The 25,267-nt window shown below is 58.1% G+C and carries 26 protein-coding genes; 12 read left to right on the top strand and 14 right to left on the bottom strand.

Annotated features, from left to right (window positions below; translation table 11 throughout):
• The first annotated feature begins 32 nt into the window (after window positions 1-32).
• The gene (locus ACR0BZ_RS06060; RefSeq protein WP_480919713.1) at window positions 33-1,433 is read left to right on the top strand and encodes an amidase; all 1,401 of its coding nucleotides are present in this window, start codon (window positions 33-35) and stop codon (window positions 1,431-1,433) included.
• Window positions 1,434-1,455: 22 nt separating this feature from the next.
• Window positions 1,456-2,241 carry a DUF2189 domain-containing protein gene (locus ACR0BZ_RS06055; protein ID WP_480553751.1) on the top strand — a complete coding sequence of 262 codons (786 nt, stop codon included), beginning with the start codon at window positions 1,456-1,458 and terminating at the stop codon, window positions 2,239-2,241.
• Between the two features lie 9 nt (window positions 2,242-2,250).
• On the opposite strand, the gene ACR0BZ_RS06050 is transcribed toward ACR0BZ_RS06055, so the two are convergent.
• The 3 genes from ACR0BZ_RS06050 to ACR0BZ_RS06040 all read right to left on the bottom strand — a co-directional run bounded on the left by ACR0BZ_RS06050 (window position 2,251) and on the right by ACR0BZ_RS06040 (window position 5,664).
• Window positions 2,251-2,970: a helix-turn-helix domain-containing protein gene (locus ACR0BZ_RS06050; protein ID WP_480919712.1), complete on the bottom strand. Its 720-nt coding sequence runs from the start codon at window positions 2,968-2,970 to the stop codon at window positions 2,251-2,253.
• 313 nt (window positions 2,971-3,283) lie between these two features.
• Window positions 3,284-3,844 carry an acetolactate synthase small subunit gene (ilvN, locus tag ACR0BZ_RS06045; protein WP_209503637.1) on the bottom strand — a complete coding sequence of 187 codons (561 nt, stop codon included), beginning with the start codon at window positions 3,842-3,844 and terminating at the stop codon, window positions 3,284-3,286.
• Between the two features lie 68 nt (window positions 3,845-3,912).
• Window positions 3,913-5,664 carry an acetolactate synthase 3 large subunit gene (locus ACR0BZ_RS06040; RefSeq protein ID WP_480919711.1) on the bottom strand — a complete coding sequence of 584 codons (1,752 nt, stop codon included), beginning with the start codon at window positions 5,662-5,664 and terminating at the stop codon, window positions 3,913-3,915.
• Between the two features lie 69 nt (window positions 5,665-5,733).
• Between ACR0BZ_RS06040 and ACR0BZ_RS06035 the strand changes: the two genes are divergently transcribed.
• Both ACR0BZ_RS06035 and ACR0BZ_RS06030 read left to right on the top strand, forming a co-directional pair.
• Entirely contained in the window at window positions 5,734-5,970 is a 237-nt protein-coding gene (locus tag ACR0BZ_RS06035; protein ID WP_480492699.1) for a hypothetical protein, read from the top strand.
• Between the two features lie 114 nt (window positions 5,971-6,084).
• Entirely contained in the window at window positions 6,085-6,930 is an 846-nt protein-coding gene (locus tag ACR0BZ_RS06030) for a HalD/BesD family halogenase (protein WP_480919710.1), read from the top strand.
• Between the two features lie 92 nt (window positions 6,931-7,022).
• Here the strand turns inward: ACR0BZ_RS06030 and ACR0BZ_RS06025 are convergent, their stop codons facing one another.
• The 3 genes from ACR0BZ_RS06025 to ACR0BZ_RS06015 all read right to left on the bottom strand — a co-directional run bounded on the left by ACR0BZ_RS06025 (window position 7,023) and on the right by ACR0BZ_RS06015 (window position 9,837).
• Window positions 7,023-7,535: a hypothetical protein gene (locus ACR0BZ_RS06025; protein ID WP_480919709.1), complete on the bottom strand. Its 513-nt coding sequence runs from the start codon at window positions 7,533-7,535 to the stop codon at window positions 7,023-7,025.
• Between the two features lie 224 nt (window positions 7,536-7,759).
• On the bottom strand, window positions 7,760-8,407 hold the full coding sequence (locus ACR0BZ_RS06020; RefSeq protein ID WP_209503641.1) for a response regulator transcription factor: 648 nt from the start codon (window positions 8,405-8,407) through the stop codon (window positions 7,760-7,762).
• Entirely contained in the window at window positions 8,404-9,837 is a 1,434-nt protein-coding gene (locus ACR0BZ_RS06015) for a cache domain-containing protein (protein ID WP_209503642.1), read from the bottom strand. The genes ACR0BZ_RS06020 and ACR0BZ_RS06015 overlap by 4 nt, the downstream gene beginning before the upstream one ends.
• Window positions 9,838-10,082: 245 nt before the next feature.
• Between ACR0BZ_RS06015 and ACR0BZ_RS06010 the strand changes: the two genes are divergently transcribed.
• The 3 genes from ACR0BZ_RS06010 (at window position 10,083) to ACR0BZ_RS06000 (ending at window position 14,586) form a co-directional block, all read left to right on the top strand.
• Window positions 10,083-11,165, top strand: coding sequence for a TRAP transporter substrate-binding protein (locus ACR0BZ_RS06010; RefSeq protein WP_209503643.1), 1,083 nt, complete (start codon window positions 10,083-10,085; stop codon window positions 11,163-11,165).
• 122 nt (window positions 11,166-11,287) lie between these two features.
• The gene (locus tag ACR0BZ_RS06005) at window positions 11,288-12,214 is read left to right on the top strand and encodes a TRAP transporter small permease subunit (RefSeq protein WP_480919708.1); all 927 of its coding nucleotides are present in this window, start codon (window positions 11,288-11,290) and stop codon (window positions 12,212-12,214) included.
• A 17-nt stretch (window positions 12,215-12,231) separates the two neighbouring features.
• On the top strand, window positions 12,232-14,586 hold the full coding sequence (locus ACR0BZ_RS06000) for a TRAP transporter large permease (RefSeq protein ID WP_480504811.1): 2,355 nt from the start codon (window positions 12,232-12,234) through the stop codon (window positions 14,584-14,586).
• Window positions 14,587-14,720: 134 nt separating this feature from the next.
• On the opposite strand, the gene ACR0BZ_RS05995 is transcribed toward ACR0BZ_RS06000, so the two are convergent.
• From ACR0BZ_RS05995 to ACR0BZ_RS05980, 4 genes are all read right to left on the bottom strand, one after another.
• Window positions 14,721-15,110 (bottom strand): VOC family protein, encoded by a 390-nt coding sequence (locus ACR0BZ_RS05995; protein WP_480480488.1) that lies wholly within the window; start codon window positions 15,108-15,110, stop codon window positions 14,721-14,723.
• Window positions 15,111-15,117: 7 nt separating this feature from the next.
• Window positions 15,118-15,942, bottom strand: a complete 825-nt coding sequence (locus ACR0BZ_RS05990) for an arginyltransferase (protein ID WP_480480490.1) — start codon at window positions 15,940-15,942, stop codon at window positions 15,118-15,120.
• Window positions 15,943-16,017: 75 nt separating this feature from the next.
• Window positions 16,018-16,449, bottom strand: coding sequence for an RDD family protein (locus ACR0BZ_RS05985; protein WP_209596678.1), 432 nt, complete (start codon window positions 16,447-16,449; stop codon window positions 16,018-16,020).
• Between the two features lie 66 nt (window positions 16,450-16,515).
• Window positions 16,516-16,938: a DUF2852 domain-containing protein gene (locus ACR0BZ_RS05980; protein WP_209503649.1), complete on the bottom strand. Its 423-nt coding sequence runs from the start codon at window positions 16,936-16,938 to the stop codon at window positions 16,516-16,518.
• A gap of 148 nt (window positions 16,939-17,086) precedes the next feature.
• Here ACR0BZ_RS05980 and ACR0BZ_RS05975 point away from each other — a divergent pair, with 148 nt between their 5' ends.
• From ACR0BZ_RS05975 to ACR0BZ_RS05955, 5 genes are read left to right on the top strand one after another with little or no spacing between them, the layout of a single operon-like run.
• On the top strand, window positions 17,087-17,470 hold the full coding sequence (locus tag ACR0BZ_RS05975; protein ID WP_480545449.1) for a DUF4440 domain-containing protein: 384 nt from the start codon (window positions 17,087-17,089) through the stop codon (window positions 17,468-17,470).
• 49 nt (window positions 17,471-17,519) lie between these two features.
• Complete coding sequence (locus ACR0BZ_RS05970; protein ID WP_480919707.1) at window positions 17,520-20,315, top strand: [protein-PII] uridylyltransferase family protein; 2,796 nt, start codon at window positions 17,520-17,522, stop codon at window positions 20,313-20,315.
• Complete coding sequence (locus ACR0BZ_RS05965) at window positions 20,299-20,571, top strand: hypothetical protein (RefSeq protein ID WP_480504821.1); 273 nt, start codon at window positions 20,299-20,301, stop codon at window positions 20,569-20,571. The genes ACR0BZ_RS05970 and ACR0BZ_RS05965 overlap by 17 nt, the downstream gene beginning before the upstream one ends.
• A 38-nt stretch (window positions 20,572-20,609) precedes the next feature.
• Window positions 20,610-21,812 carry an RSP_2647 family RNA methyltransferase gene (locus ACR0BZ_RS05960; RefSeq protein WP_480919706.1) on the top strand — a complete coding sequence of 401 codons (1,203 nt, stop codon included), beginning with the start codon at window positions 20,610-20,612 and terminating at the stop codon, window positions 21,810-21,812.
• Window positions 21,809-22,351 (top strand): RSP_2648 family PIN domain-containing protein, encoded by a 543-nt coding sequence (locus ACR0BZ_RS05955; RefSeq protein ID WP_480919705.1) that lies wholly within the window; start codon window positions 21,809-21,811, stop codon window positions 22,349-22,351. Before ACR0BZ_RS05960 ends, ACR0BZ_RS05955 begins: the two co-directional genes overlap by 4 nt.
• Window positions 22,352-22,422: 71 nt before the next feature.
• Here the strand turns inward: ACR0BZ_RS05955 and ACR0BZ_RS05950 are convergent, their stop codons facing one another.
• The 4 genes from ACR0BZ_RS05950 to ACR0BZ_RS05935 form a co-directional block, all read right to left on the bottom strand.
• Window positions 22,423-23,109 (bottom strand): M48 family metallopeptidase, encoded by a 687-nt coding sequence (locus ACR0BZ_RS05950; protein WP_480919704.1) that lies wholly within the window; start codon window positions 23,107-23,109, stop codon window positions 22,423-22,425.
• 99 nt (window positions 23,110-23,208) lie between these two features.
• Window positions 23,209-23,805 (bottom strand): NAD(P)H-dependent oxidoreductase, encoded by a 597-nt coding sequence (locus ACR0BZ_RS05945; RefSeq protein WP_480919703.1) that lies wholly within the window; start codon window positions 23,803-23,805, stop codon window positions 23,209-23,211.
• A 101-nt stretch (window positions 23,806-23,906) separates the two neighbouring features.
• On the bottom strand, window positions 23,907-25,091 hold the full coding sequence (locus ACR0BZ_RS05940) for a vWA domain-containing protein (protein ID WP_480919702.1): 1,185 nt from the start codon (window positions 25,089-25,091) through the stop codon (window positions 23,907-23,909).
• A 4-nt stretch (window positions 25,092-25,095) separates the two neighbouring features.
• Entirely contained in the window at window positions 25,096-25,266 is a 171-nt protein-coding gene (locus ACR0BZ_RS05935) for a hypothetical protein (RefSeq protein ID WP_209503658.1), read from the bottom strand.
• Window position 25,267: the final 1 nt, after the last annotated feature.

Here is a 25,267-nt window from a genome sequence, read left to right as displayed (position 1 = left end):
GCTGTTGAAGACCAACAACAGACTGGCGTGTTATGGACCTGACCCGGATATCTGCCACAGAGCTTCTGAACCAACTGGCTACCCGGCAGGTTTCGGCCACAGAAGTCATGCGGGCCACGCTGGATCGCATTGCCAAAGTCAACGGTGACGTGAACGCCATCGTGGCGCTGCGGGACAAGGGCGAGCTGATGGCCGAAGCGCAGGCCCGCGACAGCGGTCCTGTCACTGGCCCGCTGCACGGCCTGCCAATTGCGGTCAAGGATTTGGTCAATGTGGCAGGTATTGTTTCGTCGCACGGATCGCCTGTTTTCATGGATGTCGTCCCTGACAGGGATGATCTGATTGCCGCCAGGATGCGGGCCGCGGGCGCCATCCTGATCGGCAAGACCAATACGCCGGAATTCGGGCTGGGCTCGCACACGTTCAACCCGGTCTATGGTGCGACGCGCAATCCTTATGACGCCAGTTACACCTGCGGTGGCTCATCAGGTGGGGCAGCAGTGGCTTTGGCGACGGGTATGGTCGCATTGGCCGACGGGTCCGATATGATGGGCAGCCTGCGCAACCCGGCGGCCTGGAACAATGTTTACGGCTTTCGCCCAAGCTGGGGCAGGGTGCCGTCTGATCCGGTCGGCGATAGTTTCCTGCATCAGCTGTCCACATTGGGTCCAATGGCGCGCAGTCCTGAAGATCTGGGCGTCCTGCTCGATGTGATCTCGGGGCCCGATCCGCGCCTGCCATTGGTCGGAGAATACGCACCGGTTTCCCCGGTGGTCGCAGCAGATCTGAACGGGTTGCGCATTGGCTGGCTGGGCGATTGGGGCGGGGCCTTTCCAACAGAGGCCGGAATTCTTGAGCTGTGCCAAGATGCGATGAAGGTGTTCGAAGCGCGGGGCGCGCGCGTTGAACATGTCGTCCCGCCTTTTGATGCCGAACGGTTATGGACCAGTTGGATCACCCTGCGATCCTGGAGTGTTGCTGCGGGGCTGGAACCCTTGGCTGAACGACGGGACCATCTGAAGGACACAGCCCAGTGGGAGCTGGATCGGGGTCTGACGATGAGTGCCATGGACGTGCATCACGCCAGCGTAATCCGGTCAGAATGGTTCCGGTGCGCGGCGGAACTCTTCGAGCAGTTTGATGCCCTGGTCCTGCCATCCGCACAGGTTTGGCCGTTTGGGATCGAAACACCTTACCCCACCCGGATCGCGGACCGCGCAATGGATACATATCATCGCTGGATGCATGTCACGGTACCGGTCAGCCTGATTGGCTTGCCTTGTCTGGCCGCGCCCGCCGGATATGGTGTGCAGGGCCTGCCCATGGGCTTTCAACTGTTTGGACCAAGAGGGTCGGATCAGAAATTACTGTCGGTCGGGGCGGCCTATCACGCCGAAACCGACTGGCCCAACAAGAGGCCGGCGATGTCATAACGCCGATCAGGGAGGAGACTTAATGGAAAAGCCATTTGGCGTTCCGGACATGCGTCCGGTAGATACTGCCATGCTACGCGCCGCGTTGGGGCGCGCCTGGGCCGACTTTCGGCGTGCGCCGCAGTTCGGGTTGATCTTTGCCGGGTTCTACGTGCTTGCGGGATGGGCGATGGCATGGGTCACCATCCAGACCGGTACAACCTTCTGGCTGGTTCTGGCAGCCATTGGCTTTCCGTTGATCGGCCCGTTTGCCGCTGTTGGCCTTTACGAGGTGTCGCACCGGCTGGAACAGGGTGAACCGCTGGATCTTGGCGCAATCTTTGGTGTCGTGCTGCAACAAAGCCGTAGGCAATTGCCGTCGATCTGCGCCATCATCGTCGTGGTGTTTCTGTTCTGGTTTTTTCTGGGGCACATGATCTTTGCCCTGTTCCTTGGGCTGGCCACGATGACAAACGTGTCATCCTCGCTTGAGGTCTTTCTGACGGCGAATGGCCTGACAATGCTGGCTGTGGGCACGGTGGTCGGGGCGGTTTTCGCAACCGTTCTGTATATGATCACCGTTTTGTCGATCCCACTGCTGCTGGATCGCGAGTTGGATTTTGTCACGGCAATGATTGCAAGCTTTACCTATGTGTCCGGGAACTTTCCGGTGATGCTTGCCTGGGGGGTGATCATCGCTGTTTTGACGTTTCTGGCCATGGTGCCCTGGTTTTTGGGCCTTCTGGTGGTCCTGCCACTGTTGGGCCACGCCAGTTGGCACCTGTATAGGCAAATCACCCAAGTCGAAGGCGAGGGCACATCGTCCTGAGAAAACCGGTCAGGGATACTGTGCCGGATTGTTGGTCGACAACCGTGCAGCGGCGAAAATCGCCGTTGCATCGTGCCCGAGATATTTTAGAACCACGGGTTCCGGTGTCGAAGGGTTGGCCGGGCTTATGACCGTGCCGCGCCACTGAACTGCTGTTCCCGTCGGATCGGGTGCAATCATATAAACACGACTGTTCTGACCCGCTCGCTGAGAGGTCAGCATATAGACGGAACTGCCGGTGCAGGCGACGATCCCTTGTATTTCGCGCGCCTGTGGTGTTGCTTCGGGCATCGCGGCGCGCGACACATATCCGCGTATCAATGTGCATTGGGCCTGTGGCCGGGCGTGCAGAAGGGTCATACGGTGCGAGGCCGAGACGCTTTCGATCACGGCGTAAAACCCCGGAGAAAACGCAGTTCTGGCGATCATGTCCACACCTGACCCAAGAAACTCGGTCAAGGCAGTTTTCGCGGCGTGATCCTCGACCTTTTCAATTTCGTCCAGCGGCTTCAGAAGAATGCGCGCATCCACGTCGAAAAACCGACAGATGCGATCCAGAACATCTGGCCGTGGAACACTTTCGCCCGAAAGATACCTGTTGAATTGCGTGCGATTTACGCCAAGCTTGCGGCACAGTGCCGAGACCGACCGATACCTTCGTGCCAATTGCCGCAGGTTCGCGCCAAACATCGCGCGAACTTCAGCCGGGCTGCGAATGTCGTTGGTCATGGATGCCCACGTCTTGCTGAGATTCCTGAAAAACCATCGCAGCACTGGAACCAAGCCCCGGCGCGCAGTGAAAAATCGTACAGATTGACCCCAAGCAACGTATCCCCACGTCGCGTTGCGCGTTGAGGCTAATGCCATAAAGCGCAATGGCAATAGGCTTTATCTGAAAATGCCTAATCTTTATCCGGAAAAGCTTACCCTATGGCAAATTTAGCGCATAGAAGGACGCGTGGGTTGATTTTGCAAATGCCCACCAACTTAAAGATGTGCTCCCGCCTTGGATGCAGGAAAAGCCCCAAGGCGGGTATATTGTTCAGTCGCCGCGCAGCAGGGCCGCCACGCCGGTGCGGGCGATTTCCATCAGGCCCAACGGGCGCATCAGGTCAGCAAAAGCGTCGATTTTGTCCGGCGCGCCGGTGATCTCGAAGATGAAAGAGTTCAGGGTGCTGTCGACCACATTGGCACGGAAGATGTCAGCCAGGCGCAGCGCCTCGACGCGTTTGTCGCCTTCACCCACGACCTTGATGATGGCCAGTTCGCGTTCAACCGAAGGGCCTTCGACCGTCAGGTCATGCACGTCGTGGACAGTCACGATCCGGCCCAGCTGCGCCTTGATCTGTTCGATCACCTGCGGTGTGCCGGTGGTGACAATGGTGATGCGGCTCAGGTGTCCTGTGTGATCCACCTCGGCCACGGTCAGGCTTTCGATGTTGTATCCGCGCCCCGAGAACAGACCGATCACACGGGCCAGGACACCGGGTTCGTTCTCGACCAGCACGGCAATGGTGTGGCGTTCCTGCACGTCCGAAAAAGTAGGCCGTAGGTTATAGGCCGAATGGCGGTTGGAGCCTTTTTTGATATGTAGGGCAGACATTTATGTCCCTTTCATCATCCTGTGTTTGCCGGGCGCAACGGTCGCCCGGCGGTAATCCTCGGACGGTATCAGACCAGAACCGAACCTTTGCTGTCGATCACGCCCTGCGTCTCGGCCTCGCCCAGCAGCATCTCGTTATGTGCCTTGCCCGACGGGATCATCGGGAAGCAGTTCTCGTGCTTCTCTACCACACAGTCGAAGATTACCGGACCGTCATAGTTGATCATTTCCATGATCGCGTCGTCCAGATCGGCGGGGTCGGAACACAGGATACCTTTGGCGCCAAACGCCTCGGCGAGTTTCACGAAATCGGGCAGGGCTTCGGACCAGCTGTGCGAATAGCGCTCGCCATGCAGCAGTTCCTGCCACTGACGGACCATGCCGAGGCGTTCGTTGTTCAGGATGAACTGCTTGACGGGCAGGCGGTACTGAACGGCCGTGCCCATCTCCTGCATGTTCATCAGCCACGAGGCTTCACCGGCGACGTTGATCACCAGCGCGTCCGGATGTGCCATCTGCACGCCGATCGAAGCGGGGAAGCCGTAGCCCATGGTGCCCAACCCGCCTGAGGTCATCCAGCGGTTGGGGTCTTCGAACCCAAGATACTGTGCCGCCCACATCTGGTGCTGGCCGACCTCGGTGGTGATATAGCGGTCATGCTTTTTCGTCAGTTCTTCAAGCCGTTGCAGCGCATATTGCGGTTTGATCGACTTTTCGCTGTTGGTGTAGGACAGACAGTTGATCTTACGCCACTCAGAGATCTGCGCCTGCCATTTCTTGACAGCCGCTGCTTCGGTCTTGCGCCCACGTGACTTCCACACCTTCAGAATGTCTTCCAGAACATGCGCCACGTCGCCGACAATTGGAATATCCACACGGATGACCTTGTTGATCGAAGACGGATCAATGTCGATATGGGCTTTCTTCGACTTTGGAGAGAACGCGTCGATGCGCCCGGTGATCCGGTCGTCGAACCGTGCGCCGATGTTGATCATCAGGTCACAGCCATGCATCGCAAGGTTCGCCTCGTAGAGGCCGTGCATCCCCAGCATACCCAACCAGTTTTCACCCGACGCGGGATAGGCACCCAGACCCATCAGGGTAGATGTGATCGGGAAGCCCGTGGAATCCACCAGTTCGCGCAACAACTGGCTGGCTGCGGGGCCAGAGTTGATGACACCACCGCCCGTATAGAAAACCGGCTTCTTGGCTTTCTCAATGGCTGCAACAAGCTCGTTGATTTCCTCCAGATCGCCTTTCAGCACAGGCTGGTAGTGCGAGGTCGAAGGTTTCGGACTGTTGTATTCACCCGTGGCAAACTGCACATCCTTGGGAATGTCGATCAGAACCGGGCCGGGACGACCCGATTTGGCCACATGGAAAGCCTCGTGCAGCGTCTCGGCCAGCGAATTCGTGTCCTTTACCAGCCAGTTATGTTTGGTGCAGGGGCGCGTGATGCCAACAGTGTCGGCCTCCTGAAAGGCATCCGATCCGATCATGAAGGTCGGGACTTGTCCGGTCAGAACCACAATCGGGATCGAATCCAGCAACGCATCGGTCAGGCCGGTAACTGCGTTTGTGGCACCGGGACCAGAGGTTACAAGCGCAACACCCGGCTTGCCGGTCGACCGCGCATAGCCTTCGGCGGCGTGGATTGCACCCTGTTCGTGACGCACCAGAATGTGGCGAATGTCGTTTTGCAGAAAGATCTCGTCATAGATCGGTAGGACGGCGCCACCGGGGTATCCGAATACCGTGTCCACGCCCTGATCCTTGAGGGCCTGAACCACCATCTTTGCGCCGGTCATCTCACGTGTCATCTGCTTTGCTCCGTTCGCGACATGTGTCTTGCGTTTGACAAAAAAAAGCCCCCGAATTTTCGGAGGCGCATGGGTTCGATTATGGTTTACCGTTACCGGCCCATGCGCGTGGTTCCTACGATTACGACTAGCGTTCTCATCGCCAGAGGCTCCTTTTTGCTTGCAGGGGACATTATGGTCGGGGGGGAGGAGCGTCAACAGGCAAATCTACCAATTTTCTATCTCAATGGCGGTATTTTGCGAAATTTTGTTGCGCAGATTGCCGCATGCCCGGAATTTCCGGGAAAAGGGTGGGCATTCTCCTGAGGGTGGGACATTTATGAAGGTCTGAATGCGGCAGGCCGATGTCTGAAACTGGCATGATCCGGCGTTTTGTCTGGGTCACGCTGACCTTGTGGTCGCAAACGAGGGAGGCGGAGCATGTTACAGGACCTGGTAGATCTGGGACGATATCCGATCGATCGCCCGGATTCGCCAGCTTACAGGCGATTGATCGAGGATTTGCGGCGCGAGTTGGAACAGGACGGATGTGCGGTTCTACCGGGTTTCGCACATGCGCAAGGGATCGAGCTTTTGGTGCAAGAGGCCGACGAGGTGGCGCCCAATGCACACCGGTCTTTCAATCGTACAAATGCCTATTTCACCAAAGACGACCCACGGTTCGACGCCGCCCATCCGATCAGACGGTTCTATGACCGTTCGAACGCGTTTGTTCCTGCCGACAATTTTGCGCATTCCGGTCCTCTGCGCAGGATTTACGAGTTTAGCGGATTTCTTCCCTTCATTCGGGATGCGCTGGATGAGCCTGAGGACCGCTTCTTTCGTTACGACGACCCACTGGCAGACGTGATCATCAATGTCGTGGAAGAGGGGCAGGGCTTTCCCTGGCATTTCGACACCAACAACTACACCGTGACACTGGCGATCCAGAATGGCGAGCAGGGCGGTGCATTCGAATACGCGCCCAATCTGCGCTCAGCCGAGGATGAGAATTTCGATCAGGTCGCTTCGGTTCTGGATGGAAACACGGCGCGTGTTCATCGGCTGGAATTGCGACCTGGGGATTTGCAGATATTCAAAGGCCGCTATTCCCTGCACAGGGTCGCCCCGGTCAAGGGCACGCGGCGGCGGTATGTGGGCATCTTTTCATTTGTCGAGGCCGAAGGCATGTGCGGCGGGATCGAACGGACGCAGCAGCTTTATGGACGCGTGTTGCCGCATCATTATGAGCGTGCGGGTCTGCGAAAGGATCAGTTGCTGGATTAACTATGGACCGCTTTCTCGGTACGGTCCCTTTTTGTTCATGTTCAAAGGGCTGGAGGCCCAGATCGGTCAGGGAATTGGGCGAAAAAAACGAATTATCTTCTGCTTAGCAGAATCCAGTTCTGTTTGCTGCCTTTGTGCATTTTGATCTTTGAGCCACTGTAGTTGCCCCGCCCCATCCCAAGACGACCTCCACTTTCCGGCCACATTACCCATGTTTGGCCTTTGCCGAGTAAAATAGTCCAGCGTTTTTGGCGTGTATCAAACATTGCGACACCAAAACCTTCACTAGGCCCTGTATCAGTGACCATTGTCACTAGTACAGGATGTGCCTGCTTCCCTGGGAAGGCAGAGCCATCGCTGGAAACCGCCAGTCTGTACTCGGTGCGACTTGCCTCGTCCGCTCCACACCACACACCAAACAAAGCTTTGTAGCCAGCTTCGGAGTTTGCCGGTGGTTTCTTGTAACCTAGCTTTTTTTTGCCATCCCCAGAGCATTCTGTTGTGGTGTACTTCGGCGCTTCAGAAAATCTTACCGCTTGTTGAGCATGAACGAATTGAACACTCACAAGAGTAGCGACTGCGCTCAAGAGAACAACGAATTTCATTGTGATAACCTCATTGTAACGATCAAACAGAAAAATGCGCGGTTCGTACCAAAAACGAAAAACCTATTATTTTGGTACCACAAATCTCTCCCTTTTCAAAGTTCCGTTTAATCCGCCGACAGTGTTTCGTCGATGGCGACGGGCTGCGAAACATAGGAATACTGAGTTTTTTTGGGGACGTGCCTTACGGAAGCGTATTAAGCACGCAGCGATTGTCGAGGCTTTCAGAAACCAACCCCGGTGCCTTGCAGCATGCCATGTTCCAGCGCATAGCGGGTCAGCCCGGCGGTCGAGGAAATTCCCAGTTTGCGCTTGATGTTCTTGCGATGCGTTTCAACCGTTCGCACCGAGATATCCAGCTTTTGTGCAACCTCTTTGTTTGATTTGCCCTGCGCCAGTTCCAGCAGAATTGTTTGCTCGCGCCCTGTCAGCGCCTCGCGTGCGTCGCCGCCTTTGGGCTTCAGGGATCCACTTGCGCCGGTGCACAGATACTGCTCACCCCGCATGACCGCATCGATGGCCTGTTTGATCTCTTCGGTTGGGACATCTTTGAGAACATAGCCTTTTGCACCGTGGCTGAGCGCGGTCGAAATATATTCGGGGCTGTCATGCATCGACAGGATCAGGATGCACGTATCGGGCAGACGTTCCAGAATGATCTCCGTGGCGCTGAGGCCGCCGAGGCCAGGCATGTTCAGGTCCATCAGGATGACATCCGGGGAAAGGCCAACCGCATGATCCACCGCAGCCTGACCGCTTCCGAGTGTCCCAACCACTTCGATATCGTCGTAGCTTTCAAGGATCGACTGAATGCCCTCGGCCACCATGGGATGATCGTCGACAATTAGAACTCGGATATTCTTGGCGCTCATGTACCGGCCTTTCGGTTCGGAGTTGCGTCTTCCTGCGGTGGCAACAGGTGGCTCAGCGGCAGACTGGCCTCGATCACCGTACCGCCGCGCGGCCCGCGTGATGACAGAATACGCAGCGATCCGTCAAGTTGCTCAATTCGTTCCTGCATGTTGCGCAGACCGATGCCGGTGGTCGGGGTCCCGGATTCTGCGCGCAAGCCACGGCCATTGTCGGTGATCCGCATGGTTGCGCCTTTCTTGTGGCCGCGCAGGTCAATCGTCACATAAGAGGCGTCGGCGTGGCGTTCGATATTTGTCAGCGCCTCTTGGGCGATGCGGTAGAGTGCGATCTTGCTGTCCTGATCCAGCCGGTTGCGGAATACGACGGTGGAAAACTCGGTCTCGATCCCGGTTCGTTCGCGAAAATCGTCGGTCAGAGCCTTCAACGCAGGTCCAAGGCCAAGGTCATCCAGCACGCCGGGGCGCAGGTCGCGGCTGATGCGGCGCACCTCGGTGATAGCGGTGCGAAGATGGTCAATGCCTTTGTCCAGCGGATCGCGCGCGCCTGCATCATCGCCGCGCAACAGCCGGCGGCGCGCATTGTCCAGCGCATAGCGTACCCCCACAAGGATCTGGCTGATGCCATCATGCAGTTCGCGGGCAACCCGGCCGCGTTCCTCTTCCTGCGCGTCGAAGACACGTTGCGTCAGTTCCTTCAGCTTGGCATCTGCCAACCGTCGCTCGCGAATGTTCAGCAACATGCCCGAGGCAAAGACAATCAGAACGGCGGCCACGACAATAGCGCCGATATACATGAAGGTGCGCTGCACGCGGGCCTCGACCTCGGCCCTTGCGTTGGCGACCGTGGCGACAATGTCGTCAATGAAGACCCCGGTACCCACGACCCAGCGCCAGTCCTGCAACCCGACGACATAGGCGATCATTTGCGCCTCATCCCCGGTCGAGGGTTTTTCCCACATGAAGCTGTGCCACCCGGCCCCCTGACGGGCGAGGCGAATGAACTCGTCAACGATGGGCGTGCCATCGCTGTCGGTCAGACCTTCCCAGTTGCGGTTGATAAATTGTGTCTGACGGGGGCTGACCAGATTGTTGCCATCATAGTCGTAAACAAAAAAGAACCCGTCCTGCCCATAGATCATTGCCGAGAGTATCTGCGAGACAAGGTTCTTTGATACCTCGTCATCCGGTTCAGCGCGGCCATAGATATAGGCAAAACCATTGCGCGCCTGCGTCACGTAGTTGCGCAGTTCTTCTTTCTTGGCTTCGATCAGGCTGCGCTCCAGAGCTTCGATCTCGCGCTCGGCGGTCGCACGCGCCTCATATGCGACAAGCACAGCGATTGCGGCCACGGCCACAACCAGCGGGATTGCGGCCACCAGCGACAGTTTCTGCGCATAGGTCAGCGAGACCAGATGTCGAAGTCTTTGCATGGACGAATCGATACGCAAGCGGCGGCAAAAATGCAAAAAGATTGGCGTTGGTCTGTGAAATTCCGGTATTTGGGCCGTTTTTGTTGGAGTTTTCATTCGGAAATTTCACCGCATCCCCAAAAGAAATCGATTCTCTACGCAGTAGTAGGTATTCCCTTTCGCTTCGCTCACATTAGGCTGACGCGCACTGAATGCGACAGGTCCGGTACTGCCGGATCGTGACTATGAAGGGGAGGAACACTCATATGGATCGTCGTTCATTTCTGAAAAAATCCGCGCTGGGCGGCTCGGCAGCTGCAGCAACCGCTCTGGCGGCTCCGGCCTATGCACAGGGACAGCGCACACTGACCATGGTGACCTCGTGGGGTCGTGGTCTGGCTGGCGTGTTTGACAGCGCGCAGCGTTGTGCCGACAGCATCAACGCGATGTCGGATGGCAGCCTGAATGTCGAGATCAAAGCGGCAGGCGAACTGGTTGGCGCGTTCGAGGTGTTTGACGCGGTGTCGTCCGGTCAGGCCGACATGTATCACGCCGCTGACTATTACTTTGTCGGTCAGCACCCGGGCTATGCGTTCTTTACGGCCGTGCCCTTCGGCATGACCGCACAGGAACTGGTGAACTGGTACTATCATGACGGCGGTATGGAGCTGCATGATGAGCTGGGCGAAATCTTTGGCCTGAAGTCCTTCTTGGCCGGTAACACCGGTGCGCAGGCGGGCGGCTGGTTCTCGAAAGAAATCAACAGCCCCGAAGACTTCAATGGTCTGAAGTTCCGTATGCCCGGTCTGGGCGGTAAAGCACTGGGCAAACTGGGCGCGTCCGTTCAGAACATCCCCGGTTCTGAAGTGTATCAGGCGCTGTCGTCCGGCGCGATTGACGGAACCGAGTGGATCGGACCCTGGGCCGATGAAAAAGCGGGCTTCCAGGAAATCACCAAGACCTACTACACCGCGGGCTTCCACGAGCCGGGCGCAGGTCTGTCGCTGGCAACCAACCGCGACGTGTTCAATGAACTGACCCCGGCCCAGCAGAAGATCATCGAGATCGCTGCCGCAGAAGCACACCAGTGGAACCTGGCGCAATTCCTGGCCAACAACGGTGCAGCGCTGCAGCGCCTGCAGGCCGGTGGCGTCAAGGTCCTGGAATTCCCCGACAGTGTCTGGGATGCGTTCGGCAAGGCCAGCCAGGAAGTTCTGGACGAGAACATGAGCGATGAGCTGTTCAAGAAGATCCACGACAGCGCGATGTCGTCGATGGCGGCTTCGTCGGCATGGAACAACCTGTCGTCGGGTGTCTACACCGCACAGCGTGACCGTGTTCGCGGCTAAGCCTTCCTGATCAAAGGAAAAACGGTTTCCCCGCGCCTTGCGGGGAAGCCTTTCCCGTTGCGTGAAGGGACTTGGGCAAGCCACAATAGGCCTGCGCGCAACTGAGACGACCTGGGGACAACATGCAGGACGAAAACGGTATCTCGTTCTTCGGCGCCCTGTGGAATGGACTGGTCTGGTTCATTCAGAACATTGCCGAAGCCTTCTATAATTTCGGATATGCGGTCACGCATCCGCAGCTCTGGCTGGACTGGTCTGACAAGGCGTCGATCATGCGCTTTGTATATTACGGCGGCTCGGTCGAGTTCTTCTTTGTGGTGTTCACCTTCTTTTTGGTTCTGACAGCCGTCGGGTTGTATTATCGGAACTTCATGTGGGCCATCGTGCGCGGCCTGGAAGGTTTTGCAAACACCACCGGGCGGTTCTTTGCCTGGGCGGGTCTGCTGATGGTGATTCAGCAAATTGTCATCGTATTCATGCAACGGGTCTTTACCCGTCCTGATATGTCCTTCGGTCTGGGCATACCGTTCCAGATGGATATCAGCTGGTTCGCGGAAGAGCTGAAACTGTATAACGCCATGGTCGTCTGCCTGTGCTGTACCTACACATTTGTGCAGGGCGGGCATGTGCGCGTTGATCTGATCTATGCCGGTATCAGCCACCGCGCCAAGCGTGTGGTCGATATGTGCGGCGCGTTGCTGTTCATGATGCCAATGGCGGTGCTGACCTGGATGTACGGCTGGTTCTTCCTGTGGCGTCACTTGATCGTGCCGAACCCTTCCGCCAGTGATGCGTTGGACCGTCTGGTTGCCAAATCCCGCGCCCTGCGTTGGAACGTGGAAACCATCGGGTTCAGCCCCAACGGGTTCAATGCTTACTTCCTGTTCAAGATCCTGCTGGTGGCGTTTGCAGCCATGGTGTTCCTGCACGCCATCGCGTTTTTGTACCGGTCGTATCTGGAATACGTGGAAGGACCGGACAGCATCGGAAAATACCTCGACAAGGACAGCCTTGGTGAGGGCGAAGAAGCCTATGAAGGCGCGCATTAAGGGCGGAGACAAAGACAATGCTATTCGGACTTGATGGCGTCGAGATAGGCCTCATTATCGTATTCTTTTGCCTTTTCGGGGGCATTCTTTCCGGCTTTCCGGTGGCTTTTGCCATCGGCGGGGCAGGGATAATATCCTTTGGCATCATCGCCGCGCTGGACAGCGCGGGGTTGCTGATCCACCAGGCGATTGACGTCGGATCGCAAAGTTATCGGGACCTTGTGAACTCCGGGATCAAGCCGGACACCATATCCGTGTTCCGATACCCGGATTTGCCAAGGCTCGCCGAACCGGTTTTTGCCTCGGGCTGGGAAACCGCGCTGGACCGGAACGTGTCGTTCATCGTGAACCGCATGAACGAGCGCGTGCTGGCCGGGCAATCCATCGAGACCCTTCTGGCTGTGCTCATGTTCGTTCTGATGGGCATCACGCTGGAGCGGTCAAAGATTGCCAACGATCTTCTGACCACAATGGCGCGCGTTTTTGGCCCGCTTCCGGGTGGTCTGGCCGTGTCGATTGTGGTTGTGGGGGCGTTCCTTGCGGCTTCGACCGGTATCGTTGGCGCGACCGTTGTGACGATGGGCCTGCTGGCGCTTCCAACCATGTTGCGCAACAACTATTCGCCGGAACTGGCGACCGGTGTGATCGCGGCATCGGGCACCTTGGGGCAAATCATTCCACCGTCGATCGTGATCGTCCTGCTGGGCACATTGGCGGGGGATCTGTATTCGACAGCGCAGGAAACCCGGGCTGTTGAAGCCGGTTGTACCGACGCGCTGACCTATCTGGGTGAGCCTGCGGTTGTCTCGGTCGGGACGTTGTTCCAGGCTGCGCTGCTGCCCGGGATCATGCTCGCGTTGCTCTACGCGCTTTACGCCTTTGGCTATGCGCTGCTGAACCCGCACAAAGCGCCTGCAGTGGCTGTGTCCGGTGGCTCCGGGGAACCCATAACGCGGTCAGAAGGCCTGACATGGTTGCTGGGTGCGCCGGTTGCCCTGATCGTCGGTGCGGTCCTTCTGGGCAATGTCGGTGTGATCGGAAGCCAGAATATCTCGGTCTCGGCCTTTTCGGATATTGGCGAGGGTGCGTCGCTGCGGACCAACGTGTCGGCAGAGTGCAAGGCGTCGATGATCGATCTGCACGGGCAGGTTGCCTGGGATCAGGCTGTTGCCGAGCAGGAGGCAATTGATGCCGCTGGCGGCACAGCCGAAGCGCATCGCCTGACAGAAGAGGAACTGGCGGCCGAACAGCAAAAAAGGATTGCCGATGCGGCGCCGATCGGCACCGGAGTGGCGGTAACCCTTGTTCTGCTTGGTCTGACACTGGTTCTAGGCCGTGGTATCGCACCGTCGCGGTCACCGCAGCCGCTGATCCTTGGCGCGATCGGGCTGTTGCTGATGGCACTGGTCGATATCCTGATGATATCGCCGACCACATCCTCTGGCGTGACTTTCGTGCTGCTCGCCCTGCCGTTCGCGCTGGCCATGTATGGTTGCAAAGAGGCTGCGGCCCGCTGTGCCACAAACGATCTGATCCGCGTGGTCTTCCCGCCGCTTGTTCTGATCATAGCGGTGCTGGGCTCGATCCTGGGAGGTGTCACCAATCCGACACCAGCGGCTGCGCTGGGCGCGGGTGGCGCGATCATGCTGGCGGCCTATCGCAAGCTGCAGGATCAGGGCCGTTCGGGCAAAGTGGTCATCTGGTCGACCTTCGCCGTTGTCATTGCACTGCTGATGGGGGTCAACTTTGACCTGCGTATCAATCAAGGCAGTGTGACGGTGGAAACCTGGATCGCCTTCATCATTGCTTATGCGGCCTATCTGTACGCCCTGTTCGGGCTGCTGTACGGATGCTGGGTGCTCTATTCCAGCGGTGTTTTGACCCCGGTGGTGCGTGAGACAGCCAAAGTGACCTCGATGGTGTTCACCATCCTGATCGGATCGCAGTTGCTGAACCTCGTGGTGATTTCATTCGGAGGGGAGCATTATATCCAGCAATTCCTGAAGAGCTTTGACAACGAGTTCACGGTTTTCCTGATCGTGATGCTGGTGCTGTTCATTCTGGGGTTCGTGCTGGATTTCCTCGAGATCATCTACATCGTGATCCCCATCGTGGGCCCGGTGATCTATGGCGGCTCGTTCGATCCGAAATGGGTCACGATCATGGTGGCGGTGAACCTTCAGACGTCGTTCCTGACGCCACCTTTCGGGTTTGCGTTGTTCTACCTTCGAGGGGTTGCGCCGAAAGAGGTCACAACAGGTCATATTTATCGCGGGATCGTTCCGTTTGTTCTGATCCAGGTGATGGGGATCGCGATCTTGTGGTTCTTCCCGACGATTGTCACGATCGTTCCGGACCTGATGCCAAACTGATCCGATCCGGAAGAGAATATTGCAAAGGGGGCCGGCTGGCCCCCTTTTCTGTTTATTTCGGGCAAGGGGCCAGCCCCTTCTTGGCCTGCGGCCAATTCATCCCCGGGATACTTATAGCCAGATGAAGATGCGGATCAGGTGAACTGGATCAGGTCCCAGCGATTGCCGAAGGGATCACGCCAGACAGCGACGATGCCATAGGGTTCGTGGCGCGGGTCTTCTTCGAAATGGACATCCCCGGCGCGCATATCTGCGTGGTCACGATAAAAGTCATCGGTTTGCAGGAAGAACCCAACGCGCCCGCCGGTCTGGTTGCCTATGGCGGCGGTTTGTTCGGGTCCGTCAGCCTTTGCCAGAAGAAGACAGCCGCTATCCGAACCGGGAGGCGCGACCAGAACCCAGCGCTTGCCATTGCCGAGGTCTATGTCCTTGATAAGTTGGAAGCTGAGCGTCTTTGTATAAAACAAGATGGCGTCGTCGTAATCCGGCACCACAAGGGTGACGGCATGCAGGCTTTGTTTCATCGCGCGGTCAGCCTTTGGTCGGGTGCCGGTCAGGGAGCTGGATATTGGCGACCTGTTCGGCGATTGGCGGCGCCGACAAGGGGTGATGCGATGTGCCGGTATAGGCATCCGGATCACTGATTTTTTGCCAGCCCCCCTGAATATAGGCCTCGAGCCCTGAAAACTTGGCTTTGTAGCCCATCTTGGGGCTGCCGGGGACCCAGTACCCCAGATAGATATAGGGCAGGCCCGCCTCACGTGCGATGTCGATATGGTCGAGGATCATGTAGGTGCCGAGTGAGTTCTGCGGCTGTTCCGGGTCGTAGAAGGAATAGACCATACTTAGCCCGTCATCGAGCACATCGGTCAGGCTGACGGCGATCAACTCGCCCGTTTCAGGATCGGCATATTCCACAACGCGGCTGCGGATCGGTGTTTCCTCGATCATCGCGGCGAATTCGAAAACATCCATGTCAGCCATGCCGCCATCGGCGTGACGGGTATCAAGATAACGGCGGAACAGCTCGTATTGCTCATCCGTGGCCCATGGCGAGGTTGCGCGGCGTTCCAGGTAACCATTCCGCCTTGCTGCGCGCTTCTGGCTTTTGGTCGGCCTGAAGGCTGAAACATCGATCCGGGCCGACAGGCAGGCTGCGCAATCCGTACACGAAGGACGGTAGAGTACATTCTGAGACCGGCGAAATCCTTGTTGAGACAGGGAGTTGTTCAGCTGTTCAGCCCCTTCGCCTTGCAGGGCGGTGAACAGTTTACGTTCCATCCTGCCGCCAAGATAAGGGCAGGGCTGCGGTGCCGTGACATAGAATTGTGGCGCAATTGGCAGCGTATGTCGCATGAAATCCCCATCCAACCTAGGGAGGGATGATAGCAACCGTTCCCGAGACCGCCAAGTGTTTCACGCAACCTTGCGTCAGGCCCGTTGGTTGATCATCACGGTGCCCAGAAAACTGTCGGTCAGACCCTGGCCACGGGCGCTGGTCATCATCATGATGACCGAGATGATCTGGACCACGGGAAAGGCCATGCTGACAAAATAGCCGGCAGTGTGGGCAAGCGCCTTGCCCAAGTCCATTCGTTCTCCGAACGCGTCACGCAGCTCGATCCCCATAAAGCGCATTCCCAGCGTGGCTGAGCCGTTGGCGATGGTCACCACCCGGTAGACGAAACTGACAACGGCGTAGATCAGGGCCAGGAAAAACAGACCCAGAAACGCAGTAAAGAGGATTGCCACCGTGCAAAGCAGCGAAATGAAGGCGATATCGAACAGCCAGGCGACAAAGCGTTTGGTTGTCACGGAACGATAGAAATCGGGTTGGGTGTCCGGGTTGGGCAGATGGTTCATTCGATAGGTCCGAAAAACTGGGGTAGGGGCACCCTGTCCCGAAACACCGGGGCAGGGCAAGGTCAATCAGGCGGGCTCGCCCTTGCCGTCTTCGTCATGGTTCTCGCGGGCGCGTTCATCCATGAATTGGTCGAATTCGGCCTTGTCCTTGGCGTCACGCAGGCGGCGCAGGAATGCTTCGAAATCCTGTTGTTCGCGTTCCAGGCGGGCCAGTGTATCTGCTTTGTAGGCGTCAAAGGCGCTGTTGCCCGAGGGCTTCATTGCACTCATGTGGCTGTGCCAGGATTTGCGGCGGTTGCAGGATTTGCTGAACATGCGTTTGCTCCAGATCATATAGGCCAGCAGGGCAAGTCCAACGGGCCAGAAGAAGATAAATCCAAGAACCATGGCGGCGATCCAGGCCCCTTTGCCTTTGTCATCCAGCCAGGCTTCGGTTCGATAAAGCCATCCCGGATTCGCGGGGACGGCGGGGTCGGACAATGCGGTCATTTGAGCTCTCCAGGGTTGATGTAAACTCTATTCACATTGCATAGATGGGGTATCGTTTGGTTGGGTGCAAGGGGTAATGTGAAAAAGATTTACATTAAGCAATCCGGTTGACGTTTCAGGATCTGGCTCGCAGGTTCTGGGTATGGATATGACGGACAACAAAGCTGCCCCTGCACTAAAGGACATTCTTGAACTGGAAACGCAGGTCTGGGTGGCGCTGGTTGAAGGCGATGCAAGCGCCGACCGCGCCTTGCTGAGCGCGGATTTTCTGGGCGTTTATCCCACGGGTTTTGCCAATCGGGACGATCACGTCGGGCAATTTGCAGATGCGCCAACGATGGCCGAGTTTGATCTGAGTGATGCCCGGTTACGCATTCTGACCCCGGATATCGTCTTGTTGTCCTACCGTGCCGACTACCTGCGCCCGGGCGCAGATCGGCGCGAGGCAATGCTGATTTCATCTTTGTGGGAAAGAAGAAACGACGTTTGGATCAACAGCTTCAGTCAGGATACGCCGGTTCAGGTAACCTGATCAGAATGCCCCATTGACGATTACGCGCCGCAATGCGCAGGGTGCGCGCATGACTGACGCTCTTGCCATTACCCGCCTTCCGCGTGCGTTTGATCCGTCTCTGGGCGATGAAACCCGCGCTCTGATACCTGATCTGTCGCAGGAGATGGGAGAGCTGGTGGCGGGAACCGCCGGGTCCAGCCCATATCTGAAAGGCTTGATCGAGCGTGAAAGGGAATGGCTGCCTGATGCCTTATTGCGCCCGGATCAGGCACTGTCTGAAGTCATGGCGGATGCGCGTAAGCTGCCGACGGATCAGCTGAAATCCGGCTTGCGGCAGGCCAAGCGGCGGGTGGCGCTGTTGACCGCGCTTGCCGACATTGCAGGTGCTTGGCCGCTTGAAAAAGTCACCGCGGCACTGACCGATTTCGGGGCACTGGCCGCGGATACTGCGGCCAAGGCCGAGATTGCGACGTTGATCCGGCGCAACAAACTGCCGGGTATGACCGAGGACGATATCGAAACTGCCGCCGGGATGGTCATTCTGGCCATGGGCAAGATGGGCGCGCATGAGCTGAACTACAGCTCGGATATCGATCTGATTGTGCTGTTTGATGAGACGCGGTTTGACCCCGATGACTTCTACGAGGCCCGGCAGGGCATGGTGCGGGCAACGCGGAACTTCTGCGCGACGCTCAGCGACAAGACTGCCGATGGCTATGTTTTCCGTACCGATCTGAGGCTGAGGCCAGATCCTGCCGTAACACCGGTCTGCATGGCGATGGAGGCCGCTGAACGGTACTACGAAAGCCTCGGCCGCACGTGGGAGCGCGCGGCGTATATCAAGGCCCGTCCCTGTGCCGGAGACTTGGCTGCGGGGCAGCGGTTTCTGGACACATTGCGCCCCTTTGTCTGGCGTCGCCATCTGGATTTTGCCGCCATTCAGGACGCGCATGATATGCGTCTTCGGATTCGCGAAAATAAAGGTACGGGCGGGGCCTTGTCGATTCCCGGCCACGACATGAAGCTGGGGCAGGGCGGTATTCGCGAGATCGAGTTCTTCACCCAGACCCGTCAGCTGATCGCAGGTGGTCGCGATCCGGATTTACGGGTGCGTGGAACGGTTCCGGGGTTGGCGGCGTTGGCGTCAAAAGGCTGGGTGCCGCAGGATGTTGCGGACAAACTAACCGATCATTACCGGGCGCATCGCGAAGTCGAACACCGCATTCAGATGGTTCATGATGCACAGACGCATAAGGTGCCGAAATCACCTGAAGGCATTGAACGTATCGCCTGTCTGATGGGGATCGAAAGTGATGAACTGAAACAGGACGTGAAGAACCGCCTGACCGAAGTGCACGAACTGACCGAAGGATTTTTTGCGCCCGGGCCCGGTCCTGCACCTGTGGCGGCGCAGGATGTAGAATTTGACCAGAGTGTTCTGGCCCGGTGGACGACATATCCGGCCTTAAGGTCCCAGCGCGGGTCGCGGATATTCGAACGGTTGCGGCCCGAGTTGCTGTCGCGTCTTGCCAAGACAGCCAAACCGGATGAGGCGTTGATGGCGCTGGATGGGTTTCTGTCTGGCCTTCCCGCCGGGGTTCAGCTGTTTTCCTTGTTCGAGGCCAATCCGCAACTGATCGACCTACTGGTCGATATCGTTGGCACGTCTCACGCTCTGGCCTCGCATCTGTCGCGCAATGCCTCGGTTTTCGACGCGGTGATCGGCGGCAGTTTCTTTGCCGATTGGCCGGGGCAGAAGGAATTGCAGGTCGAACTGGCCCGTGCGCTGGCGGAAGAGTCTGACTATGAAACCCGGCTCGACTTTGCGCGGCGCTGGTGTAAGGAATGGCATTTCCGGGTCGGCGTCCACCACTTGCGGGGTCTGATCGACGGGGCACAGGCAGGCCGGCAATATGCAGAGCTTGCACAATCGGTGATTGCCGCCATCCTGCCATATGTTGCCGAAAATTTCGCCCGCAAACACGGGCCCGCACCGGGGCGCGGAGCGGCGGTGTTGGGCATGGGGTCGCTGGGCGCAGGACGGATCAATTCGCAATCCGATCTGGACATGATTGTGATCTATGACCCGCAGGATCAGGACATGTCCGATGGTCCGCGCCCTCTGGCCACGCGCACCTATTATGCGCGGTTCACGCAGGCGCTGATCACAGCACTTTCAGCTCCGATGTCACAGGGGCGGCTGTATGAAGTTGACATGCGCCTGCGCCCGTCCGGCAATCAGGGGCCGGTCGCCACCAGTTGGGCCAGCTTTACCAATTATCAGCAGAACGAGGCCTGGGTGTGGGAACATCTGGCCCTGACCCGTGCTCATGTCGTTGCGGGTGATGCCGGTTTGGCAAATGATATCGAAGCGTTCCGCGCCGGGTTTCTGTCGCGCCCACGCGAGCGGGACAATGTCTTGCGCGAAGTCGCCGAGATGCGAACGCGCCTGGCCGCAGCCAAGGCACCTGCCGGGATTTGGGATGCCAAAAACGGGCCCGGCCGCCTGATGGACATCGAACTGATGGCCGAAACCGGTGCCTTGCTGGCAGGGACTACGGCACGCGATGTGTCCTCGGGCCTCGATGGAGCCGTCGCTGCCGGGTTGCTGGATGTCGCGCAGGCGCAATCCCTGAAAGACTGCTACAGCCTATGCTGGTCGGTGCAATGTGCGGCCCGGCTTCTATCGGGCAAAGTCATCGAGGCGGAGCAGATCGGTGAAGGAGGTGTGGATTTCCTGTGCCGTGCCACCGGGTTTGAACAGGTCGATGCACTGCAACGGGCATTGCAGGAGAGTTACACAACTGCGGCCGACCTGATCGGCAGCGTGATCCAAGAGGGCGAAGATGGCACGCAGCACTGATCCCAATGACCACAAAGGTCTGATCCAGGAAGCTTATCGCATCGAAGGCATCACCCTGCCGGAATGCCGCAGCATATTTCTGGACTGGGCGCTCAGCCTGCCCGAAGAGCGTGACCAGAACACGGCGCTGACCGAGTTGCATGCGGCATACGCGCTGCACAGCCCGGATCATCCCATGACTCAGGTTCTGTCCGAGGGCCTTCAGGCGGCCCAAACCCCGAAACGGCGTGGCGGCTGGCGCTCTCGGAACCGCTAGGGCTTTTCCATCGGCACATTCGCGACTAAGAGGGCGCCATGACCCAAACTGCCGACCGCCCCCGTATCCGCCTGAAACCCAAAGCCAACGCGCGCGGGCTGCGCCATGGCTTCCCCTGGGTCTATGCAAATGACATTGTCACCGACCGCCGCACGCGCAAGATCCCCGCAGGCGCTCTGGCGATTCTCGAGGATGACAACCGCGCGGCGCTTGCGCTGGTGGCGGTCAACCCTGAATCAAAAATCATGTGCAGGGTGCTGGATCGTGATACCACCGCACAATTGGACAATACTTGGTTCGAAACCCGCCTTAGCCGCGCCCTTGCACTGCGTGAACGCTTGTTTGATGCGCCTTTCTACCGTCTGGTCCATGCCGAGGCCGATGGCTTTCCCGGTGTGATCATCGACAGGTTTGGCGATAGCTGTGTCATCCAGCCCAACGCGGCCTGGGCAGAGATGCATCTGGATACGCTCACCGACGCGCTGATCAAGGTCGCAGGCGTGACGACGGTGCTGAAAAACGCCTCGGGCCGTACGCGCGGGCTGGAAGGGCTGGACGATGAGAACCAGACTTTGCACGGCACCGCACCCGACGCACCCCTGCCTGTGCCGATGAATGGTGCCACGTATATGGCCGACCTGACCGGAGGTCAGAAAACCGGCCTGTTTTACGATCAACGCCCCAACCATGCCTTTGCCGCACGGCTGGTACATCCCGGAGCGCAGGTGCTGGACGTGTTCAGCCATGTCGGCGGCTTTGGCCTGGCGATGCTGGCCGCAGGTGCCGGACAAGCCCTGTCCGTCGATGGGTCTGCTGCCGCGCTGGAACTGGCCACCAAAGGCGCCGAGGCTTCGGGCCTTGCCGACAGGTTCCAGATACGGCAGGGCGACGCGTTCGATGTGTTGACCCAATTGGGGGACGAGGGTGCGGCGTTTGACGTGGTCATCTGTGACCCACCTGCCTTTGCCCCGTCAAAACAAGCGCTGGATGCGGGATTGCGCGCTTATGAGCGTATCGCGCGGCTTGCCGCACCTCTGGTCAAACCCGGCGGCTATCTGGGGCTGTGCTCGTGTTCTCATGCCGCCGATCTGGGGCGGTTCCGCGATGCCTCCTCCCGCGGGATTGGCCGCGCGGGCCGACAGGCGCAACTGATCCACACCGGATTTGCCGGGCCGGATCATCCGCAACTGCCGCAACTGGCGGAAAGCGGCTACCTCAAAGCGGTGTTCTACCGCCTATGAAGGCTGTTCTCGACACTTGTGTCCTCTATCCCACGGTCATGCGCGAGATGCTGTTGGGTGCTGCGCGATTGGGGCATTTCACCCCGCTCTGGTCCGCCCGCATCCTCGAAGAATGGGCCCGCGCCGCCCGCAAGCTAGGCCCGACGGGTGAGGCGCAGGCGCGCGCCGAGATCGCGTTGGTGCAAGCGGCCTGGCCGGATGCTGAACGTCCAACGAACGAGGGTCTTCAAAACCGCCTGTGGCTGCCGGACGCCGCAGATATCCACGTGCTGGCTACAGGAATAGCTGCTTCCGCTGATCTGATTGTCACGGTTAATGCCAAGGATTTTCCCAGAAATATCCTGACTGATGAAGGGCTTGACCGGCAAGGCCCCGACAGCCTGCTGTACGGCTTCTGGCAATCCAATCCAGAAGGCATGAGCACACTTGCCACTCGGGTCCTGACAGAGGCCAATCGCCTCTCAGCCGAAAAATGGACCCTTCGCGCGCTCATGAAAAAAGCCCGGCTTCCGCGATTGGGCAAGGCACTCGCCACCTGAGTGGGGTCCAGCTTCATCTGGCCAAAAATATCCCGGAGAGCGCGAGAGGCTGGCCTCTCGCAGCACAGGCATCACCACTGTGCCCAACGCTGTTCAAGCTTTTCCAGCGCCGCAACACGTTCATCTGTCTTGGGATGGCTCATCAGCCATGCCGGGACCACCCCGGCGCGCTGCTGTGTCAACTCTTCCAGCTTGTGAAACAGTGATTTCTGCGGACCGATTCCGATACCGGCTTTTGTCAGCAAAGCGGCTGCGTATTCATCCGCTTCATACTCATCCCCCCGCGACAGGCGCGAGGCGATCAGCGCGGTCAATGCATTGGCAATCATTGCCCCGACAAAAGGGATGAACCGGTTGAGGACCATGATCAGCGCCGTTCGCATCGCATTCTGCCCTGAAAAATCGATCATCCGCCGCCGCGCGTGACCCAGCGCTACATGGCCCAACTCATGCGCGATTACACTGGCCATTTCCTCAGCCGAAACCTCGCCGTTGCGGAATTTGCGATAAAATCCCCGGGTGATGAATATCCGCCCGTCCGGTGCGGCCAGCCCGTTCACCGGGTCGATCTCGTAGATATAAACCGGGACCCGCTCGATCTCGAGCGCGGCAGCCAGCCGGTCGGTCATGCGCTTGAGGGCCGGGTCAACAAGTTCGGTCGACTTTGCGTCCAGTTCCCGATGGGTGCGCCAGACGGAAATCCGGTACATCACAATTCCATAGGCAATGGCCAGCAGGATAGGGGTCAGGCGAAGCATGGGTTAGATATGGGTTTTCAACACCCCAAGAGCAAATGGAAAATAACAGCTTTTCTCTGTTCTGCTTATTTCGAAGTGAGGTTGTCGATGTAACCGTGTTCATGGATCGCTTTCAGGTTGCGAAAGCGTAAGTCCAATTTCATAGCAACGTTCCAAAATCGCCTGTCGCCGCAGGGCTGACCCGGTCGCACCATGCAACAGCTCGAGTTTCCGGGGTGAAAACCCGAAATACCCGAACGTGCCTTTGGTCCAGAGTGTCTCAAGAGCGTCGGTATATCCTTTGGCTTCCATTTCGTCAGAACGCGCGCCGGCTGGCACTAACAGTAGTCCAGTTCGGGACCGCTGGAGGGACTTTTCCGGGTTGTCCAACTGATCGTAGGCCCAGCCCCACATCCACACGCGGTCGACCCAGCCTTTCATCATCGAAGGCATTCCCCACCAGAACAACGGAAACGCCAGGCAGATTGCATCGGCGCGCGCAATCCGTGTTTGTTCCGCAAGTATGTCTTGCGGTGCGCCAGTGCCTGCTTCGCCTTCTATGTCCGCCATTGACCAGCGTGGATCGAACCCTTCTGCATGCAAATCCGCAATCTCGGTAGTATGGCCAGCCGCCTTTGCGCCTTCGCTGAGTTTCGCGACAGCGGCGGCCGTAAAGGAGTTCGGCTTTGGGTGATCCAGGATTGTCAGCAGATGCACAGTAAGCTCCTCAGGTTTTCAAACGGCAACCGGGATACTGTGAAAGCTCAACCCTGCTTGAGGTCAAGGTATTAATCAGCAGGAATACCTGATGGCGTGTGTCACCGCGTCAGCTCGCGCATTCCCTTTTCCAGACCAGCCAGTGTCATGGGCACCATGCGATCTTCAAAGATGTCGCGGATCATGCCGATGGAGTGAGTATATTCCCAGTATTTCTCGGGCACCGGGTTGATCCACAGGTTTGACGCCCACTGTTCGCGCGCGCGTTGCAGCCAGACCTGACCAGCCTCCTGATTCCAATGTTCATTGGCACCGCCGGGATAGGCGATCTCATAGGGGCTCATCGAAGCGTCGCCGACAAATATGCACTTGTAGTCGGACCCATAGGTGCGCAGCACTTCGTGGGTCGGGGTCTGTTGGTTCCAGCGGCGGCGGTTGTCCCGCCAGACACCCTCATACAGGCAATTGTGAAAGTAGTAATATTCCAGATGCTTGAACTCGGTTCTTGCAGCGGAAAACAGCTCTTCAACCACCTTGATATGCGGGTCCATCGAGCCGCCAACATCCAGAAACAACAGCACCTTCACCGCGTTGTGGCGCTCGGGCCGGGTTTTGACATCCAGATAGCCATGCTCGGCCGTGGCACGGATGGTGCCGTCCAGATCCAGCTCTTCGGCTGCTCCCTCCCGCGCCCAGCGGCGCAGGCGTTTCAGGGCGACCTTGATGTTGCGGGTGCCCAGTTCAACCGTGTCGTCGAGGTTCTTGAATTCCCGCTTGTCCCAGACCTTGACCGCACGCTGGTGGCGGCTTTCTTTCTGACCGATACGGACGCCTTCGGGGTTGTACCCATAGGCCCCGAACGGAGAGGTTCCTGCGGTGCCGATCCACTTGTTGCCGCCCTGATGACGGCCCTGTTGTTCCTTGAGCCGTTCGCGCAGTGTTTCCATCAGCTTGTCGAACCCGCCAAGCGCTTCGATCTCGGCTTTTTCCTCCTCCGACAGGTGTTTCTCGGCCATCTTGGCGAGCCAATCGGCAGGGATATCGACAGCTTCCAACACCTGATCGAAACTGATCTCGCCCAAGCCCTCAAAGCTGGCGGCAAAGGCGCGGTCGAATTTGTCGATATTGCGCTCGTCCTTCACCATCGACACCCGGGCAAGGTAATAAAACGCTTCGACATCATAGGTGACCAGACCCTTTTTCATGCCTTCCAGAAAAGTCAGATACTCCCGGAGTGATACCGGGATGCCCGCTTTGCGGAGGTTTTTGAAAAAGGGCAAGAACATTGCGTCATGCCACCATGCGAAGCAGAACCAGCGAGATCACCAGCCCCACAAGCGCAAAAGCGATCCCATATCCGGCGGCATACTGTGCCATGTCAGCGCCGTTTCCATTGCGTTTTTTTGCGGTCAAAGCACCCAGGATTGCACCCAGTATCGCCATTCCCAGTACTAGCAACATA

The sequence above is a fragment of the Ruegeria sp. P8 genome (assembly GCF_056534665.1).
Note: the sequence above shows the minus strand (reverse complement) of the source record. Positions and strands in the feature narration are given on the sequence as shown.